Origin of the sequence: Enterococcus xiangfangensis (assembly GCF_005405365.1) — a bacterium.
GTDB classification, from domain to species: domain Bacteria; phylum Bacillota; class Bacilli; order Lactobacillales; family Enterococcaceae; genus Enterococcus_A; species Enterococcus_A xiangfangensis.
The window spans coordinates 41,264-55,145 of the sequence record NZ_BJDX01000007.1; the positions used below are offsets into that span (position 1 = coordinate 41,264).

Annotated in this window: 12 protein-coding genes and 1 pseudogene; 2 read left to right on the forward strand and 11 right to left on the reverse strand. The window is 40.1% G+C overall.

What is annotated here, in order from left to right:
• Positions 1-257 precede the first annotated feature (257 nt).
• A pseudogene (gene ypfJ, locus FFM68_RS09370) lies at positions 258-1,130 on the forward strand (KPN_02809 family neutral zinc metallopeptidase); the annotation flags it as partial.
• A gap of 90 nt (positions 1,131-1,220) precedes the next feature.
• Here the strand turns inward: ypfJ and FFM68_RS09375 are convergent.
• A complete protein-coding gene (locus FFM68_RS09375) occupies positions 1,221-2,360 on the reverse strand; it encodes a glycerate kinase family protein (protein WP_137619081.1) in 1,140 nt (379 codons plus the stop codon).
• 198 nt (positions 2,361-2,558) lie between these two features.
• On the opposite strand from FFM68_RS09375, the gene FFM68_RS09380 reads away from it, so the two are divergent.
• Positions 2,559-3,014: a DUF2188 domain-containing protein gene (locus FFM68_RS09380; RefSeq protein WP_137619082.1), complete on the forward strand. Its 456-nt coding sequence runs from the start codon at positions 2,559-2,561 to the stop codon at positions 3,012-3,014.
• 92 nt (positions 3,015-3,106) lie between these two features.
• On the opposite strand, the gene FFM68_RS09385 is transcribed toward FFM68_RS09380, so the two are convergent.
• The 10 genes from FFM68_RS09385 to FFM68_RS09430 form a co-directional block, all read right to left on the reverse strand.
• Positions 3,107-4,024, reverse strand: coding sequence for a hypothetical protein (locus FFM68_RS09385; RefSeq protein ID WP_137619083.1), 918 nt, complete (start codon positions 4,022-4,024; stop codon positions 3,107-3,109).
• Between the two features lie 33 nt (positions 4,025-4,057).
• On the reverse strand, positions 4,058-4,582 hold the full coding sequence (locus FFM68_RS09390; RefSeq protein ID WP_137619084.1) for a helix-turn-helix domain-containing protein: 525 nt from the start codon (positions 4,580-4,582) through the stop codon (positions 4,058-4,060).
• A gap of 72 nt (positions 4,583-4,654) precedes the next feature.
• Positions 4,655-5,116, reverse strand: coding sequence for a hypothetical protein (locus FFM68_RS09395; RefSeq protein ID WP_137619085.1), 462 nt, complete (start codon positions 5,114-5,116; stop codon positions 4,655-4,657).
• On the reverse strand, positions 5,094-6,173 hold the full coding sequence (locus FFM68_RS09400; RefSeq protein ID WP_244925815.1) for a WxLIP family cell surface protein: 1,080 nt from the start codon (positions 6,171-6,173) through the stop codon (positions 5,094-5,096). The genes FFM68_RS09395 and FFM68_RS09400 overlap by 23 nt, the downstream gene beginning before the upstream one ends.
• A 68-nt stretch (positions 6,174-6,241) precedes the next feature.
• Positions 6,242-6,976, reverse strand: coding sequence for a WxL domain-containing protein (locus tag FFM68_RS09405; protein WP_137619087.1), 735 nt, complete (start codon positions 6,974-6,976; stop codon positions 6,242-6,244).
• A gap of 27 nt (positions 6,977-7,003) precedes the next feature.
• Positions 7,004-7,750 (reverse strand): WxL domain-containing protein, encoded by a 747-nt coding sequence (locus FFM68_RS09410; RefSeq protein WP_137619088.1) that lies wholly within the window; start codon positions 7,748-7,750, stop codon positions 7,004-7,006.
• Between the two features lie 21 nt (positions 7,751-7,771).
• Positions 7,772-8,509 (reverse strand): WxL domain-containing protein, encoded by a 738-nt coding sequence (locus tag FFM68_RS09415; RefSeq protein WP_244925816.1) that lies wholly within the window; start codon positions 8,507-8,509, stop codon positions 7,772-7,774.
• A 2-nt stretch (positions 8,510-8,511) separates the two neighbouring features.
• On the reverse strand, positions 8,512-8,841 hold the full coding sequence (locus FFM68_RS09420) for an EF2685/EF0750 family sortase-dependent surface protein (protein WP_137619090.1): 330 nt from the start codon (positions 8,839-8,841) through the stop codon (positions 8,512-8,514).
• Between the two features lie 18 nt (positions 8,842-8,859).
• Positions 8,860-11,937 carry an Ig-like domain-containing protein gene (locus tag FFM68_RS09425; RefSeq protein ID WP_137619091.1) on the reverse strand — a complete coding sequence of 1,026 codons (3,078 nt, stop codon included), beginning with the start codon at positions 11,935-11,937 and terminating at the stop codon, positions 8,860-8,862.
• A 604-nt stretch (positions 11,938-12,541) separates the two neighbouring features.
• Positions 12,542-13,867: an FAD-dependent oxidoreductase gene (locus FFM68_RS09430; RefSeq protein WP_137619092.1), complete on the reverse strand. Its 1,326-nt coding sequence runs from the start codon at positions 13,865-13,867 to the stop codon at positions 12,542-12,544.
• Positions 13,868-13,882: the final 15 nt, after the last annotated feature.

Consider the following 13,882-nt stretch of genomic DNA (forward strand, 5'->3'; position numbering starts at 1 on the left):
AAGTTTAACATAGGTATATATCACGCAGATAAAAGAAATGTTACAAATATATTTCAAAACAGTTTTGCTAACTTTAAAATCCTTTATTTTTATAATCCTTAATTACCGAAACAGTCAGCATAATATTTAAAACGAACGTTATTTTTAAACAATCCTTTCCTTACTGCACGGAGTGATGAATCCATCAAGCTGTATTCTTTGGATCCGCCTGGTTTTTCAATTAAAATAAAAGAAAAGGGAAAAAAGGAGGAGATGTTATGCGGTGGCGCGGAGATCGGCAAAGTTCCAATGTAGAAGAACGTGGGCGATCAGTTGGAAAAATAGCCTCCGGCGGCGGTATTGGTATTTTTTTGATCGCTATCATTGTTTTCTTTATATCTGGCGGTGATTTGAGTACAGTTACCGATACATTAGGCGGCGGTATCACGCCGGCAACTTATGAAACAGAAAATGTTGCTTCAAAAGAATACACCGAGGAAAAAGAATTTGCATCAGTAGTCTTTGCGCATTTGGAAGATTATTGGAATGAAGAATTTGAAAAGCGCGGTCAATCTTATCAAAATCCTACGCTCGTTTTATTTACAGACAGTGTCGATTCGGCTTGCGGACAAGCAAGCTCACAAGTGGGACCCTTTTATTGTCCTGCCGATCAAAATGTGTATTTAGATTTAAGTTTTGCTAGTGAGCTGGCTAATAATTATGGGGCAACCGGTGACTATGCGATGGCTTACGTAATCGCTCATGAAGTTGGTCACCATGTTCAAAATCAGCTGGGAATAACAGATCAATTAAATAAACTGCGGAATCAAGTTTCTGAAACTGAATACAATAGATACAGTGTTCGATTAGAATTGCAAGCGGACTATTTAGCCGGTTGTTTCTCTAAATATTTAGCTGAACAAACGTATCAAGGACAGCCGATTTTAGAAGCAGGCGATATCGATGAAGCGATAACTGCAGCGAATGCGATCGGCGATGACACGTTGCAAAAAGAAGCACAAGGTTATGCCGTACCTGATAGTTTTACTCACGGAACGAGTCAACAGCGAATCAGCTGGTTCAAACGCGGCTATAAATATGGTGACTTAGAACACGGTGATACATTTAATGAAAAAAATTTAGATTTGGCCACTGCCGATCATGAAAATACCCGCCAACTAGCGGGTATTTTTTTACATGCCTTTTTCCAACGTGCTGTAAGCATAATTATTAACTTTACTTCACTTAATAGTTAAGACGCGAACAATATTTTCAACCGTCCGTTCCAAATTTTCTTCCCCCTCTTGCAGTGCTTCTTCTAATGAACTGGCTTTCGCTAAGATCCCAAAAATCGCCGTTATTCCTTCCGCGTACAAGGTTTCGACTTGATTCCCGATAAAACCCGCACAGGCAAAAACTGGTTTGTTATATTTTTTTGCAACTTGCGCTACGCCATAAGGAGTTTTACCGAATTTTGTTTGGAAATCCATCCCGCCTTCACCAGTGAAAACATAATCAGCTTTCGCAATTTTTTCTGCTAATTGAGTATACTCGATGACTAGTTCGACTCCGGAACGAATCGTTGCACTGGTAAAAGCGAGCAGACCCGCACCTAATCCGCCAGCCGCACCAGCACCGGGAATCATTTGGATATCGTTAGCGAGATCTCTTTTAATAATCGCTGCATAATGAGCGAGATTTTGATCTAATTCTTTGACCATTGCAGGTGTAGCACCTTTTTGCGGACCAAAAATAACCGAAGCACCATTTGGACCCGTCAATGGATTGTCTACATCACTTGCGATCAGGATCTCAGTCGTTTTGATCCGCGGATCGATAGTCGATCCATCAATTTTTGCTAAATTTTTCAATGCCCCGCCGCCTACAGACAGTTCTTTGCCCGTTGCGTCTAATAAATGAACGCCCAATGCTTGTGCCATACCGGCTCCACCATCATTCGTTGCGCTGCCGCCAAGACCGATAATGATTTTTTCAACTCCTTGATCCAGTGCGGCCTTGATTATTTCACCGGTACCGTACGTCGAAGTAAGCAATGGATTTCGTTTTTCTATCTTTAAACATTCGAGACCATTAGCCTTAGCCATTTCTATTACCGCTGTTTTCTTATCAGCTAATAATCCGTAATAAGTTGTGATTTTCTCTGTTGGGATCGGTCCTGAAACTTCGACTTCGATCCGCGTCCCGCCAGTGCTGGCGACTAATGCATCGATGGTCCCTTCTCCACCATCAGCCATCGGTACTTGAATCACCTCTGCATCAAGCAAAACTTTGCGAATCCCCCGCTCCATTGCTGCACAGGCTTTTTGTGCACTCATACTTTCTTTAAAAGAATCCGGCGCTAAGACAACTGTTTTTTTCATCGCTCTTCTCCTTTTTTGCTAATCGGTTATTCCGCTCTATCATTAATACCAACTTACCACACTCAGCAAGAATCCTTTCAGCTTTTAATCCAAGCCTGAAAAAAATGTTAGTTGCTACTATACGCTAAGCAAATCAATTTCAAAACAGTTTTTTCCATAGTAAGGTAGAGTCATACCTATTTGAGGGAGGAATTGTTTATGCCATGGAATATGAATGACTATCCGGCTTCAATGAAAAATTTAGACCCTTTGATTCGAAAAAAAGCCATCGATATTGGAAATGCTTTGCTTCATGATGGCTATCCAGATGAACGAGCGATCCCTATCGCAATTAGCCAAGCTGAAAAATGGTTCAATGAGGCTTCTGCCGAAGAAAAGAAAGACTTTCGAAAAGCCGCCGCTCCCCAAAAAGACGATCTCCATACCCAAAATAAAAATGCTGAAAAATTACTGGCTGCTACCGTAAAAGTCCAGTACGAAGAACCCAACTGGCAAGTCATTTCTGAAGGCGCCAGCCAAGCAAGCGACTTGTGCGCTACAAAAGAAGAAGCGGTTGCTCGCGCAAAAGAGATCGCGAAAAACAAAGCCGTTTCCTTAAAAATCTATAAACAAGACGGGCATCTCCAAGAAACCCATGACTATTCAAAAACTTAAAACAACCCTCTCAAGAAAAACTTGAGAGGGTTGTTCATGTTTCGGATGACTTGATAGACTTGATTCTAGGATCCAAGACAGACGAAATTTTTTTATTGAAAATCACTTTGATCCAAATATTTTGCCGAGTTTTCTTGGCGCATTCCGATCAATTCATCGACTACTTGTTCCCAGTCTTCTGGCCGAGGCGGTGTCAACCAGACAATTTTTTTACTCGGATAGTTATTGACCAAATTGATTGCATCCGTCAAAATCAACCGCGTTTTCTCAGACTGGATAGTAACGACTTCGATATTTAATGAAGAAAAATAAAGCAGGTCCCTTTTGATCAAGTCGTTGTAGCTTTCGCCAATCGAAAAATCAATACAAACTTCGATTGATTCTGAAACTCGCGTAATCGGAATAAAACGGATCAACGTCAGTAACCCGTAATAAAATAAAAAGCGGCCTTGAACTTTATTGTCTACTAGCTTGGTTTGCGACATCACCCGTTGGCAAAAATCAAAATATTCGGGATAACTATTCTTAAAATAGGTAATCTCGATCGTATCAACGAAAAAGCGGCTTCTTGCGGGAAAACAAAAAACATCCCACACCAGCAACTCCAACGCAGAACGCAGATTTCGCTCTTCAGCTTCAGCAAGTTTCATCTGAAAAACTTGTTCAAATTCGGTGATGAAGTTAGTAATCACTAGTGTTTCCGCCTCTGGAAACAGCTGCCCGATTGGTTCTGTCAAAGATTCGGTATAAAGAAGATTCAATAAAAATAATCCTTCCTCTTCGATTGTCTCATCCGGCAGATCAAAAGCCCTGGTGATTTCTTGTTTGATTCCATCAAATAGTGCTTGATTTGCGGGTTTGAGCCGCTCTAACAGCTGTCTTTCTTTTTTAGCAAATCTCAAATTACGTCCTTGATTGTAGCGGGTCAAGAAGACTAACAATAGTTGATAAAAATTTGCTTTGACTGTTTCCGTAAGTGTTTTTGCTAAAAGCGGCTGGATCCGGTTCACTGTCTGTTCTATCAGTCGAAACTGTTCAGGTGGTCAAATCTCTTCAATAGAATAGATTGTTTGGAACAAATGACCAAAAAATAACCAAATCGTATGTTCCTCGCCCACGATACGATTTCTTCGATCAATTTTGATTCCCTCATCCTTTAAACTTTGTTTTAATTGCAAAAAGCGTTTATAAACAAAAGCATAACTGGAAAAATGTTCTTCCGCAAACTGGGAAATAGAAAAATGTTCCTTAAAAAATAATTCTGTTAAAATTTTTACTTGGATCGATCCTCGTAAATAATGGTGCAGGAACAGGGTCGTATTTGCATTCATCTTTTCGTAGAGGTTCACGTAAGTTTCCGTGATCTCAATTGCAAAATAATTCGATAAATCCAGTTCCAAAATATCTTTTTCGATCTCTAAGATAGTATTTTTCACCAAGTAATAAGAATAACCCAGCATCTCTTGGATCTCTTTAATACGTACTTTTTGATTTGGCTGCCGATCTAAAAGCCTTAACAGCTGCAATTTTTGTCGATCTTCTTTTTCTAATAAAAACTCCCAATTCATAATCTTCCACCTAATAAATGAACTTTTAAAATTTTCTATCTCTACCCCCAATTTACAACGAATGTTCTCTTACTACAAGATGAAACGAATACTTTTTTGAGAACTGCTGCCCATGAGTACTTTACCGGAAAGTTTCGCTGCTACTTTTGCCAAAACATTTGTTTCTAAAACAGGAGTACCGCCTCCACCAGTTGTTGGCAGCGTCGCAAATTGGTCATCCGCTAAAAGATCATCCAACCAAACCCGTTCATTTTTTTTCTGCGATTTGTGAGCCGCTGTTTTATCAACTTTTTTTTCTGATTGCTTTTTTTCTGCTTTCTTTGGTTGCATCTCTGCAGTTTCTGTGGTTTCTTCTGCAGAGGAACTTGTCTTCGGTGGTTCTGTGGTCGTACTAGTCCCTTCAATCGGTGTTACTTCCTCTGTCGGATCCATCGGATTATAAATAGGGACTTCCCCATGAACTTCATTGACATTGAGCAGCAAAGCAAAACTGCTAGAAAGAAAGAGTGCACTAACTATTTTTTTCTTTTTCATTATCCTCTTCCTTTTTCTTTCGTAAAAATATCAGCAATAAGACGATCAAAACAAGCAGCAATAAAATAATACCGATTAGTAGATAGATCCACCAATTATTCTCTTCTTTGATAGTGACATCTTGTTTATTCAATTTATCTGCGGTTTTTTCAGAGACAACAAAATCTTTTTCCAAAACCCAGCGATGATCAAATTTTTCGCCTACTTTTTGTTCATACTTGCCTTTTTCATTTTTATTTCCATAAACTGTCAATTTCATATGGTAACGCCCAGCTTCTAATTTTTCGCCGTTTAAAGGTAGTGGAAAAGCAAAACTTGAATTTGGCGCGATCTGCATCCCTGATTGATTGACTTTATACAAGGCTTTCGAATTGCCTTGTTTCGTTACAATACCATCGATTGCCACTTGATTGATATACGTTGGCTGATCATTTTGAAGCGAAGATACGATCACATTTCGAGCATTGAGTTGATCGGGCCTCACATCGTTTAACAACAGATTCGGTTCAACCGTCTGTTCATTTTCTCTTACTACCAACCCGATGACATAAGAAAATTCATTTTTAATGGATACACCAGCCGCTTGACTCTCTTCTTTTTCCGCTTCTTTGTGCTGACTCAGAGTGATTCCGCCAGCAATAACACCGGAAAAACTTTCATCAGGCATCGTTAAGTTGATTTTCAACTCTGTTTGTCCATTTGCAGGTACCGTAATTGATTTTGGCGCTTCAGCAATATCACTCAACTGATGCTTCAAACTAGGATCTATCGGAATTTTATTTGGACTGTACTCAACTACACCATTCGTATTTGTAGTCGCATTTGCCAGATCGACATCGACAACTACAGCTTGCTCCGTATCATTTCTCAGAGCAACTTGCAATTCTTGTTTTTGATTTTCTCCTAATAGCAAATCAAAATAACTAACACTTTTATCGACTTGATTTTCCGGAATAACCGGATTTACTGCAAAATTAAATTCTCCTGCTTGGTTCACAGAAGGATAGATCACTAACCCGCTGATCAATGCTAGCAATAAGACAAAAATTTTCTTCACTTTCTTCACCTCAATAAATAGGAAGAGAAAGGTCCCGAAAAGAACCTTTCTACCCGTTTCTATTAGTCCTACGCGTTGTCCGGTGTATCCGTCAACGTCCAGGTTAGCGTTGTTGCATATTTTTCTGCATATTTTGTAGTCGATCCAGGAACAGATAATGAGACACTTTGTCCACCAGTTGTTTCATCCGTTCCCCAATCTAGTAGAAATGTTCCAGCACCTTGGCCAGCTGCAGCATTCATTAACTTGCTTTCTTCTCCAGGCACGAGTGTAACTGCGGCTTCACTTGCTGGTTCTGCGGATGTAGATGCCGTAACAATATTCCCATTGGTTAATTGAAGCGAAGCACCAGTCAATTCTTTTTCACTACTTGATTTAAATTGGGCATCTTGTTTTACCATCAATTTCCAACCAGCTTCTGTTCCGCGATTGTCGGTTACTTGGACATAGTTTGGACCTTTTTTGATTTCACCTGAACTATTTTTATATTCTTGAGCCGCGGCTTTATAGACTTGATTGCTAGAAGTAATCTTCTGTTCTCCAAAATTAAAACTTGAAGCAAAATCGATAGATAATGGTCCCGCCGTTCCTTCGCCTGGACCTTCTGGATCAGTTGGATCAACCGGATCAACTGGATTTTCTGGATCAGTCGGGTCAACTGGATCAGTTGGATCCTCATTAGGTACAAAACTGATCTGTCCATTTGATTTATAAACACCGCCGTCTGCTGCGAAAACATTGGTCGTTGATAAAGCGAGTGTTCCTAAGATAGCAAGTGTTGAGAAAAGCGTAATTTTTTTCATATTTTTTTCCTTCTTTCATTAAAATAATCAATTGCTTGGAATTTCTTTTAAGCTCCAAACAAAGGTTGTTCGATAAGTTTTAGGCAACTTCACTGTTTTTCCTGGAACATGAAGTTGGATTGCTTTGGTCATTTTCCGAGTATAAAAATGACCATCTGGTTTTTCTTGAGCTAAATCTGTTACCTCACCCCAGTAATCTTCCCAAGTTCCCGCACCTTCTGTTTTGTCAGCCGTCATCACCTGAGTCTCTGAACTATTAGGCAATAAAGCCTTCACCGCTAATGCAGCCGGTGCCAAACTGTCCGTCGAATTGCTATTTACATGAGGATTACCGAAAGAAACAAAGGCACCTTCAAGCGCTGCATTATCTGCTTGAAATTGTTGTAGCTGTTTCACAGTCAGCACCCAGCCGGAAGCAGTTCCGCGATTATCTGTTACCTGAACATAATTAGGCGTCAAGTGTGCCGTATCGCGATAAGTCTGCGCGTCTGCATAATAAATCTGATCTTTATTAGAAATACGGTTAACACCAAATGAAAATGATGACGCAAAATCAATGGATAATGGACCAGCCTGTCCTGCTTCTGGCGGTTGTCCGCCAGGTGTCTCCGGATTGACCGGCTCTTGCGGATCAGTTGGATCGACTGGCGGTGTTTGATCATTGTTCGGCACAAATTGAACACGCCCATCGGAAGGATACATCGCTGCAGTACTGACAGCGGGCGCTGCGATCAAAGTGACCAATAAGCCAGTCACGAGTAGGATTCTTTTCATCCCCGCTACTTCCTTTCACATTTAACTATTTAAGTTGGCAGGGATTGTTTCTAAGGACCAATTCAATGTCGTGCTGTATTGCTTTGCCAATTTTGGTGTTTTACCCGGTACACTTAGAGCAACCGATGCATCTGCGTTTGTATTTTCTATATTGCCAAAGCGATATACCCATGTCCCCATTCCTTGATCAGTGTTGGCTGCCACTAACTCAACTTTTTGGTCAGGCACAAGCGTTGTTTCTGCCGCAACTGTTCCAGGTTTATAAGCTAGATCTGTTACTGAATCAACTTCCCCATTTCCTAAAGTTAATGCCGCTCCAGTCAATTCTTTGCTGCCGTCTGTGTCAGCTGTTGCAAATTGTCCGCTCTGTGCAACACTTAACGTCCACCCTTCAAAGGTTCCGCGTTTGTCAGTAACTTGAACATAATTGGGACCCGTATCTCCATCCGCAAAAGTTTGAGCAGCGGCGTAATAAGTTTCATTCTTTGTACTGATGATTTGTTCACCAAATTTGAAACTTGAAGCAAAGTCGATTGCTAACGGTCCAGGTGTGCCGGGATTAGGATCAACTGGCGGTTTAGGATCTTCTGGGTTCGTTGGATCGACCGGATCAGTCGGCGTGCTGTCTGCTTTAAAGTTGATCTCGCCTTTTGACGTAACGGTGCTTGCCGCATCTCCTTCTGCCGCAAAACTAGTCAGCGGCAAACTCCCTAATAAACTGATACTTAATAAAGCGGCGGTTGCGTAAGTTGATTTTATTTTCATTCTTCTTTTCTCCTTTTTTTCATCAATAGAAGCCATAAAAAAATGATGAGTAATAGTAGTCCCAAAATCGCAAATGAATTTTTTTCATCTGATATCTTAGGTAATAATTTGGCTCCTACTGATTGAATCGATTGATTTTTTTGCTGATTATTTTGTGTCTGAGTGAAGTCATTGCTAGTATCTGTTGTTCCAGGCGAGCCTGTTTCATAACTTCCAAAAAAACCGACCTCACCTGTCGAGTGATAACCGCTCGTTTCAGCAGATACCTGACTTGTCCCTAAAAAAACAAAACCAGCAATGATAATGAGTGAGATTATTTTCTTCATTGTTCATCTTCCAATCTGCTAGTTGTTTGCAGGCACTGTCTGCAATGACCACTCTAATTCTCCATGAAACGCACCGGCTTTTTGTTTTTCTACCGGAACGGTCAATGAAAATCCTTTTGCTTGTGTTCCGTTTTCTTTATTCCAACAATCTGAAACAATGACCGTTTTAATTGCTGAATACTCTTCCACCAAAATGCCTTGCGAAGATACGATTTGTGTTTCTCCCGCTTGATTGGTGTAGCGCAATCCGTCCGTCAATTGTAAATCAGCATTTTTTAATGGCTCCGATTCTTTTAAGTACAGACGAACAGCACTTTTATCCGTTCCTCGAGTATCCGAGATCGCTAGTTGGCCTTCAATTTGTTCTGGTCGATACGTTTGTTCTTTCGTCGTCACACTTTGCGTACCAAAAAGAATATTCGGAGCTGAAATAAAGGACAACACACCATCGACTGGCAAAATCGTCGCGGCTTTAAAACTTGTATCATGAAAATCAACCTCTGTTTTAGGTTCAATATTTCCGATCGCATCATTTGTAGTTGGAGGATTGGTTATATCCGCTTTCCCCGCATGATCTTTGGCAAAAACTTGAATCACATCGCCGATTTTTAAATTTACTGTTTCAGGCAATGCCAGTTCGAATGTCCCATCCGCTTTGACACTTGTTGTACTTACAACTGCCGCTCCATTTACTTCTAGTGAAATCAGCGCCCCTGGTTCTCCAGTTCCGGAAATGGTTCGCGCATTCGGTGCAAGCACGCTGGTCGCGGCTTTTATCGGTTCTGGTGGTGTGACATCAACAACTGTCTGAGGCTCTGCCAACAAATCTTCTGCAGGCAGCGTGATGGTCGGTTGATTCGCTTCGTCTAATAGTTGTGCTTGCAGTACTTTAATTTGAGTTCCTGCTGTTAACAGCCCTTCATAAGGAATCTTTGTCCAGCCAGCAGTCGTTGCTTCTCCATAAATGGAAAACTCTCCCTGCGTATTCCCCGCTATTTTTTTGATTTCATTATTTTCTGAATCATAAACTCCCAGTGTTAGCTTCACTTCATCAGCCATCGCATCTCGCGGCTCGTCGTATTTGCCTTCTGGAAAACTAGCATGCGCATAAATGTAACGATCCGCATCCGTTGGTTTTCGCAACGCGTCGATTTGGCCTAACTGATTATTGGCACTGATCCGTGCATAATTTGTCAGCGTGTTGCTTGTTGTAAATACCGTATTCATTTCAGCAATCGATGCGCTACTCAACGTTCCCAAATCCTTCCCGCTAAAAGCAAACGTAGCATTTTTCCAAAAATGTGATGCATTCCCATCTAAATTCTCAGTATCTTTCCAAAAAGAAATCGTGGAGTTCTTCGTATTGAAAGTCGATTGCGTCTCACCGATGAACATTGCTCCGAGTTCCCCATTATTGTTACGAATATCATAGTATTTGGGCTGATCGAGATTGAAATTAAGAACGTTCGCCTCAAAAAGTCCTTCAGTTCGCTTAATGACATGATTGGAAACTTTTCCCCTGGCGACAAAATAAACACCTGGGCCCACAGTGATACCCAACGTTCCTTTTGGACCATTGTTGGTACTCTGCTGAATGACACCGCCACCGCTGGAAATCAATTCAATATTCGTATTTGTTCCACTGGATGTAAATGTGTTTTTAGGATTTGCTAAATTGCTCCTAAAAATAATCGCCTGCGCTTTTGCGTCATCAGAAGTGGCTTGCGGTGTAGGTTCTAGTTGTTTGACGATAAAATCTGCTCCACTAGTTACAGAAACTTCATTATTGTCTCCACTTATGTAAAGTGCAGCGTTTAAACCTTTTTCTTTGGTTACTTTGAAAACACCTTGGTCACTAACGGAGATTTTTTTATTGTTCGTATTACTGCCTAAGCGCAACGTCTCATTGGTACTTTTGATTATCTCGTTTTTTTGTGTGAGCGCTAATGCGCCTTTTTGACTAACTTCAATGCTACTGCCTTCCCCATTCAAATACATCGCTGTCGATGTTTCGCTGTTGATCGTAAATTCAGCACTATTTGTCACGATCAATTTCGAATTGGCATTTGTGGCTGAGACACTACTCGAGCCGATAACAAAAGCACCGTTGCCTTCTACTCTACTGTTTGCATAATTTGTTTCAATCAACAGCTTAGTCCCTGGTCCTGTAACGCTAAAAGTTACGGTATAACCTAACTTCCAAACTTGGCCAGAGGTATTTAAGGATCCTAGTGTGTCATTGGTACTTACAATAGAACCGCCATCAATTATGTAGTTGCCGCCTACATCTGCAGCGTCTGTAGTTGCAACAAATTTTGCAGCAGTTGATTTGACGATCGTTCCATTGGTAATCGTCAAATTTTTAACATCGATTCCAGGTTTCATTACTCCAATCGCTGAAGAATTGCTGTAAGTGAATTCAGCGGCAGAAAATAGCGCCGTTCCACCCGGCATCGTTAGAAACGCCCCCGTATTTGTTGCCTGGGCAGTGATCGTTCCATTGAATTGGATTGTCCCTAAGGTGGTACTGTACGTTTTATTTCCTCTAAATGCCGTCTTGCTGCCCGTAAAAGTCAAGTCAGATACTTTCAGATCTGCTTTGTCGTCCACGATAATCGAGTAAGTAGAAAAATTAACTACGTGCTTCCCAAAATCAATTGAAACTGCACGGTTGACCAATATATCTTTGGTTGCTTGCAGATCTTTCGACACCGTTATCTGACTAACAGTGGTATCTCCTAGCGCAGCAGATAATTCCTCCCAACTGGTAACGATTGTTGCCGCTTTTGGTGAAACATCTTGGTTAGCTTTCTCAATTGGTTCTTCTGTACTTGAGTTTGCTCCTTCTGTCTCTTGACTAGTGTCAGTAGTTTCTGTTGTTGAATTTTCTGTTGTTTCCTGAGTAACTTCTTGAGAATTTTCAAGGCTTGGATTGACTGGATCAATTGGACCATTTTCCGAAGAGATCGTAGAATCCATACTTTTAGCAATATTTGTTTCTCCACTATTCTCATCTGCGAAAACCCCTTCAATGGTTGCTGCCTGTCCCAAAAATAATGAAACAACACTGAACATGGCCAGCAATGTATTCTTCATTTTGCTCCTCCCTTCCTCACGACAAGAAGTATAATACGAAGATTTTTCTATTTCTTTTTTATCTTTTTTAGTATTTAAAAAAATAAAAAAAAGAGAGCGCACAAACGCTTTACTTACAACACTTTTTTCATAAGAATAATCGTTTTTTTATTTTAAAGATTATTTGACGTTTATAACAAAAACATCGATTGTTAGATAAAAATTAAAATATTTTAGGTTTAAATGAATAATTAAAGCCCTTTAACTTCATTTCGTTCTCATTTTAATTCTCCGCTATAAAAATCATTAGTTATTTAATTTCACCTTCTATACTTTATCTTGTAACAGAAACAGTCCACCCAGCTATCAGAATTTGGCCTTTGCTCCTACTAGATAAAAATGAAATATCAGGACACACTAACTAAACTGAACTCCCTCGGTTTCCCCAAATGATTCAGTCTATGACAAACAATCAAACCAACTTTCAAACGCTGACTATCCGCCACCAACTTATTACCAAAAAAGTTGAAGAACTTTTCTCATGTATACCTTTTAGAAAAAACATCAAAAAAATAGAGGAAAAAATCAATAATTGTTGATTTTTTCCTCTATTTTTCAATATTGTTTATTTCAACACATCATTCAATGCTTCACTCATTGTTGGATGGGTATAAATCTGATCCCTCAACAGTATATAAGGCAAATCACCTTTCATTGCCAATGTGATCAGGTTGATGACTTCATGTGATTCTTCGGCATAAATACTTGCTCCAAGGATTCTCTCTGTTTTTGGATCTACAAGTACTTTGAACATTCCTTTAGGATCTTCTAAGATATTTGCTTTAGGTACACCGGCAGTCATAAATTTGAATAATTTGTAATCAAGCCCCATTGCTTTGGCCGCTTTTTCAGTTAAGCCAACGGTTGATAAAGGCGGTGTAATAAAAACACTAGATGGCACGATCGTTCGATCTTTTAATGAACGAGTATTATTCCCATCCAATTGATCCAAAATAATCCGATAATCATCCAAAGAAACATACGTAAATTGCGGTCCACCTTTAACATCCCCGATCGCCCAAACGTTCGGTGCATCTGTCCGTAACAGATCATCCACCACGATTTCTCCACGATCCGTTATTTTCACATCTGTGTTTTCTAGACCTAATCCTGCTATATTGGGTTTGCGTCCAGTTGCTGCCAAAATTTTATCTGCATTAATCGTAGCTGTTTGACCATTTTCAGTATAAATGATCTTGGCATGATCTGTCCGATCACTCACTTCATCTAGTGAAACGCCTAAATGAAACTCGATTCCTTGTGCTGTTAAATCTTTAAAAATCAGGTCCGCAACATCATCATCTTCACGTGCCAAGAATTTTTCCTTTGCATCCAAAACAATAACTTTGGAACCGTAATTAGCAAACATTGAGGCAAATTCCAAGCCAATATAACCAGCACCGATAATCACTAACGTTTCCGGTAACACTTCTAAATCCATCGCCGCAAGCGAATCGACAACGTATTTACTTTCTTTTAATCCTTTGATTGGCAAAACAATCGGAGTCGCCCCAGTATTAATAAAAATCCGGTCCCCTTCTACACGTGTGAGCCCTTCATTGTCAACTTCCAAAATATGATTTGAAATAAAATGCGCAGTCCCATCCATCACAGTCCCCGTAGCTTCATCCGCAATCATATGATAATTTTTATTACGCAATTTAGCAGTCAATGCTTCTTTTTTCATTATTCCTTTTGTAAACGGCACTCCTTTTTCTCCATTTACAATTAACGATTTCGAGGGGATGCATCCGACATTGATACAAGTCCCGCCATACATACGCTTTGCTTTTTCAATGACTAAGACAGATTCTCCTCTGCTTGCTAATACTTTAGCTAATGTCTTGCCGCCCTTGCCGAAACCAATAATAATATTTTTATACTTCTCCATCTCAAATACCTCCAT

What these genes read in the sequence shown, in the direction of transcription:
- FFM68_RS09430 (WP_137619092.1), bottom strand. Translation starts at nt 13,867, where the DNA reads ATGGAGAAGTATAAAAATATTATTATTGGTTTCGGCAAGGGCGGCAAG.
- FFM68_RS09405 (WP_137619087.1), bottom strand. Translation starts at nt 6,976, where the DNA reads ATGAAAAAAATTACGCTTTTCTCAACACTTGCTATCTTAGGAACACTC.
- FFM68_RS09380 (WP_137619082.1), top strand. Translation starts at nt 2,559, where the DNA reads ATGCCATGGAATATGAATGACTATCCGGCTTCAATGAAAAATTTAGAC.
- FFM68_RS09395 (WP_137619085.1), bottom strand. Translation starts at nt 5,116, where the DNA reads ATGAAAAAGAAAAAAATAGTTAGTGCACTCTTTCTTTCTAGCAGTTTT.
- FFM68_RS09420 (WP_137619090.1), bottom strand. Translation starts at nt 8,841, where the DNA reads ATGAAGAAAATAATCTCACTCATTATCATTGCTGGTTTTGTTTTTTTA.
- FFM68_RS09425 (WP_137619091.1), bottom strand. Translation starts at nt 11,937, where the DNA reads ATGAAGAATACATTGCTGGCCATGTTCAGTGTTGTTTCATTATTTTTG.
- FFM68_RS09375 (WP_137619081.1), bottom strand. Translation starts at nt 2,360, where the DNA reads ATGAAAAAAACAGTTGTCTTAGCGCCGGATTCTTTTAAAGAAAGTATG.
- FFM68_RS09410 (WP_137619088.1), bottom strand. Translation starts at nt 7,750, where the DNA reads ATGAAAAGAATCCTACTCGTGACTGGCTTATTGGTCACTTTGATCGCA.
- FFM68_RS09390 (WP_137619084.1), bottom strand. Translation starts at nt 4,582, where the DNA reads ATGAATTGGGAGTTTTTATTAGAAAAAGAAGATCGACAAAAATTGCAG.